Origin of the sequence: Rothia sp. HMSC072B04, from assembly GCF_001813725.1 — a bacterium.
Taxonomy (GTDB): Bacteria; Actinomycetota; Actinomycetes; order Actinomycetales; family Micrococcaceae; genus Rothia; species Rothia mucilaginosa.
Map to the genome: position 1 here is coordinate 488 of NZ_KV813811.1, position 4,463 is coordinate 4,950.

At 56.8% G+C, this 4,463-nt stretch carries 2 protein-coding genes; both read right to left on the reverse strand.

Annotated elements, in window-relative coordinates; genetic code table 11:
• Positions 1–740: 740 nt before the first annotated feature.
• Positions 741–1,040 carry a CRISPR-associated endonuclease Cas2 gene (cas2, locus tag HMPREF2928_RS06665; protein ID WP_044141701.1) on the reverse strand — a complete coding sequence of 100 codons (300 nt, stop codon included), beginning with the start codon at positions 1,038–1,040 and terminating at the stop codon, positions 741–743.
• On the reverse strand, positions 1,040–2,650 hold the full coding sequence (locus HMPREF2928_RS06670) for a CRISPR-associated endonuclease Cas4/Cas1 (RefSeq protein ID WP_070687889.1): 1,611 nt from the start codon (positions 2,648–2,650) through the stop codon (positions 1,040–1,042). The genes cas2 and HMPREF2928_RS06670 overlap by 1 nt, the downstream gene beginning before the upstream one ends.
• Positions 2,651–4,463 lie beyond the last annotated feature (1,813 nt).

Here is a 4,463-nt window from a genome sequence, read left to right on the forward strand (position 1 = left end):
TCGTTGTCCAAGAAACGGGAGGCAGTTCAAGACGGGGAAATTCGGGGGTCGGTACCGAACCAGTGTACAGCGGCGACTTGCCTCAATGAAAGTCCCCGTCCGAAGACGGGGAAATAGGTCACCGATGATGGATAGGGCTGATTCCGGTTCCTTGCCTCAATGAAAGTCCCCACCCGAAGGCGGAGAAATGTGGAGGGTTTTGTAGCGAAACCCGGGGTGTTTTGCCTCAATGAAAGTCCCCGCCCGAAGGCGAGGAAATCATGCATGAGCTCCACGATTTCTAGAACCGGGGTGAGGCCTCAATGAAAGTCCCTGCCCAAAAGCGGGGAAACGCAAAAGTGGCTCGTACTGTAGAAGACTACGAAGCACCTCAATGAAAGTCCCCGCCCGAAGGCGGAGAAATACCTGGCGCGGCTACTCCTCGCTCATGGACGAGTTCTGGCCTCAATGAAAGTCCCCGCCCGAAGGCGGGGAAATTTCCCCGACCACTGAGCCCCAGAATCCCCCTCGTCCCCTCAATGAAAGTCCCCGCCCGAAGGCGGAGAAATTCGGGCACCTCACCTGCGAGACGCTTGACATCATGGCCTCAATGAAAGTCCCCACCTGCAGGTGGAGAAATCTCGTGGAGACAGACAAAGCCTCCAAAGGCCATTATCCCCACCTCTACTACCAGTCCGCAATCGAACTCGTCATTCCTCCGCTCCCCTGCCGCGCGTCGATAGCGAATGAGCATCGCGCTGCTAGAGAATGAGCGCATCCGATTCGGTTACCTCGCGCGCCCGGCCAATGTAGCTGAAGGTCGGCTCGTCAAGCCGGGCCAGCAGCCCCAGGTCGCAGAAGAGCACCGAGTCCTCATCCGGGTCGATGAGTTCCTGAACCTCGTCTTTGATGCGTCGCACCTTGGCGGGGGCCGCATCCACAATAAAGACGCTGTACTGGATACGGTCCCCATAACTCAGAATGAGCTTGGCCAGTTTGGCGCGCCGCCGGTCACTGGGCACGTCGTAAGCGATGAGTGTTCGTCGAGCGTCGTCACGCATTATCGTACAGTCACCCCCGTGTACTCGCGGGTGGTTCCGTTAATTACACCCAGGAGCATGCGGGCCTGCACCTCAACAGCGCGGCGCCACGTCACCGAGTACCCGTAGGTGGGATGGGTAATCTCCGTGGCCATTCGCTTCTCAAACGCGGCGATGATAGTCTTCCGTCCTTCGGGTGTGAGCCGGTAGCTGCCACCAACCGCGGTGAAGTGCGCCGCCTTGACCTGCTTCCTATTAATAAGAGAAACCACCACAGAATCCGCGATGACTGCACGGAACTCTTCCATGAGGTCAAGCGCGAGCGCCGGCTTGTTCCGTGAGCTGCTGTGTAGGAACCCGGCATGAGGGTCGAGCCCACACGTGAGGATAGCGCGAATGCACTCTGAGCTGAGCATCCCGTAGGCATAGTTCAGCAGAATGTTGATGGGGTCGTTGGCGCCTCTCCCCTGCCGCCCGGCCCAGGTCCAGCCGAGTTCGGTGAGCACATCTTCTTTGAGCATGGCTGAAAAGTTGCCGAAGTAGAGCGAGGCGGCTTCACCTTCGATACCGAGCAGTTCCGGGATTGAGGTAGCCTGCGGCGTGTGCTTCTGAATGTCTCGCATGGTGCGGCATACATCTGCGGCGTGGCCGTTGCGGCGCAGCAGGGTCGCTTGGTTTGCGATTTTGCTGGCAATCATGGCGGCCGCTATAGGCAGGTGCCCCTGCGCTGAGAGGACATGCTGTTGCACACGGGCCAGTCCATTCGGTCCGGTGCCGGGTTGCGACCAGCCGTAGACTCGGCCGGTGCTGGAGCACCAGATGATGGTGCAGTTGCGCCACATGAGTTCTCGTAGAAGCGCGGAGGAAACGTCGATATTTCCGTGAACAACAAGGCTGTGCACACGTTCGAGGGGTACGCTGCTGATTGTTTCGCCGAGGTGTTGCACGATGAGGCGCCCTTGCTGGACGGTCGCTCTTGATCCTTGCGTGGTGAGGTGCGCTACTTGGCTGTCGGGGTTGCTGGCGACGACGCGTGTAATGTTTTCTTTTCCGTGGGATTCGTCGGGTAGGCACACGGAGATGTGGGAGCACCAGCTGCAGCGGGGTGAATCTTCGAGAGGTTGCGGTGCTGTCGGGTTGTCGATGAGTGCGCGGGTGGTGTGTACGTATTCTTCTGCGGTGCGGATGTCTTCGTCTGAGATGTCGACGGGCACGGTTTTGTTGTGGTTGGTGAAGTGCACCGCGCATTCACTGACGGTTTCACCAGCTTCTTCGAGGCAGATTTTCTGAAGGGCAAGCTGCACCCTGTGGGCGGGCGTGACGGATGCGTTGCGGCGTACGGGGGTTGATTTGTATTCGATGATGCGGGTAGAACCGTCTTCTTGGGGTTCGATGGCGTCGCACCGTCCGGTGAGCCCGAGACGTGTTGATGAAATGGTGACTGCGCGCTGTTGCGTGCCGCGGGATGTTTTGGGGTCGTCGACTCGCTTGTGGGCGGATTGCCCTTCTTGCATTTGTGAGGTGTCGGTCTTTTCGCCATTGGATTCGATCCATGCGCGGCGGGGGCAGTACACGGTGTGCATGACGAGTGAGATAGGAAGTTCGTCGCCTGCACTGTAGGGGGTAGACATCGGTGTCTCCTTGGTGTGAGCGAATATGGTGGGCAGTCAGCTTTGGCTGCTTGGTTTTGAGGGTAGCACCACGGTGGGGTGTTTTGGCTTATCAGCGAGTTTATGACGCTATTCCGGCGTGTTGAGTTTTTCTGCTGGGACTCATGGAGGAGGCGGGTAGCAGCTGGCAGGTGGGGCTTGCGGCTGGTGTTTTGGCCTGGCTGCTTCCTGCGCGGCGAAAAAGGAAAAGCTCCGTTCCTGGGCTGTGGCGGTCCAGGAACAGAGCAGCGAAAGGTTAGGGAAAGTCCCTACGAAACCGTAGGGAAGGTTGAGGTGTTTCCTGCGCAAGCAGGGATGAGCCGCCCGCCTCAATGAAGGTCCCAACCGAAAGGTAGGGAAATTGTTGTTAATTTACAACTTTTGTCACTGTGCCAAATCCCTCAATGAAAGTCCCTACAAGATCGTAAGGAAATAGTTGCATTGTGCGCCACTTCTCCAAGCTCTACGCCGCCTCAATGAAAGCCCTTCCAAAAAGGAAGGGAAATCGGCATGTCTGAATGTCTCTCGTCTGGGGCTCAGCGCCTCAATGAAAGCCCTTCCAAAAAAGAAGGGAAATACGCGCGAGCGCACCCGTAATGGTCCGCCGCTCGATGACTCAATGAAAGTCCCCGCCCAGGGCGGAGAAATGTAGCCTGCAGCATCCGCCTGGCGAGCTTCCATAGACCAGCCTCAATGAAAGTCTCCGCGAGAAAGCGAAGAAATACGGTGCGTATGCTGGCTGGTGAGAATTACGGTGAGCCTCAATGAAAGCCCCTCTGAAGAGGAAGGGAAATCCGCCTGCAACCTCGGCATCACATGCGGCGCACCGTAGCCTCAATGAAAGCCCTTCCGAAAAGGAAGGGAAATCCGTCGCCGCCCTTCAATTCTTCAAAGGCGAAGCCGCCTCAATGAAAGCCCCTCCAAAAAAGGAAGGGAAAGTCGGTCGGTCAGTCGGCCACACAGGCCGCAGGCAGCCTCAAAGAAAGCCCCTCCAAAAAAGAAAGGGAAATGTGATAACCGCGGTGGTCGCCAGCGTCTCACCATAGCCTCAATGAAAGTCCCTACGGAGAAGTAGGGAAATGTTACCATACGGGGCGTATGCCGCGCCGCCAAAATAGCCTCAATGAAAGCCCTTCCGAAAAGGAATGGAAATCGCTCTAAGAACCCCTCACCGACAACGTTAAGGCCGGTCCCTCAATGAAAGCCCCTCCAAGAAGGAAGGGAAATTTCAGGACCCGCCTGCAGGTATTTTTAATCTGCTGGGGCCTCAATGAAAGCCCTTCCAAAAAGGAAGGGAAATGCGAGGATAGCCGCGTCGTCGGTGTTTTCGGCAGTCCCTCAATGAAAGCCCTTCCCAGAAGGAAGGGAAATGGCTCTCATCTTTTTCTTGGCGACCATGCCGAGACCCTCAATGAAAGCCCCTCCAAAAAAGGAAGGGAAATGCCCTCGCGCAAGGACTCATCACCCAAACCCCACGCCGCCTCAATGAAAGCCCTTCCCAGAAGGAAGGGAAATATTTTTGTTTCCATCGCCACGCCCATTCTGTTGATGCCTCAATGAAAGCCCCTCCAAAAAGGAAGGGAAATCTGCGTTGGCTCGTGAGGGCATGCTCGGCGAATCTGACCCTCAATGAAAGTCCCTCCGAAAAGGAAGGGAAATTCGCAGCTGACCTTTACGGGGGCGGCGGCAATGCACCCCTCAATGAAAGTCCCTCCGAAAAGGAAGGGAAATCCCCTGCTGCCGAAACCGTATTCGGAGACATAGATGCTGCCTCAATGAAAGTCCCTCCGAAAAG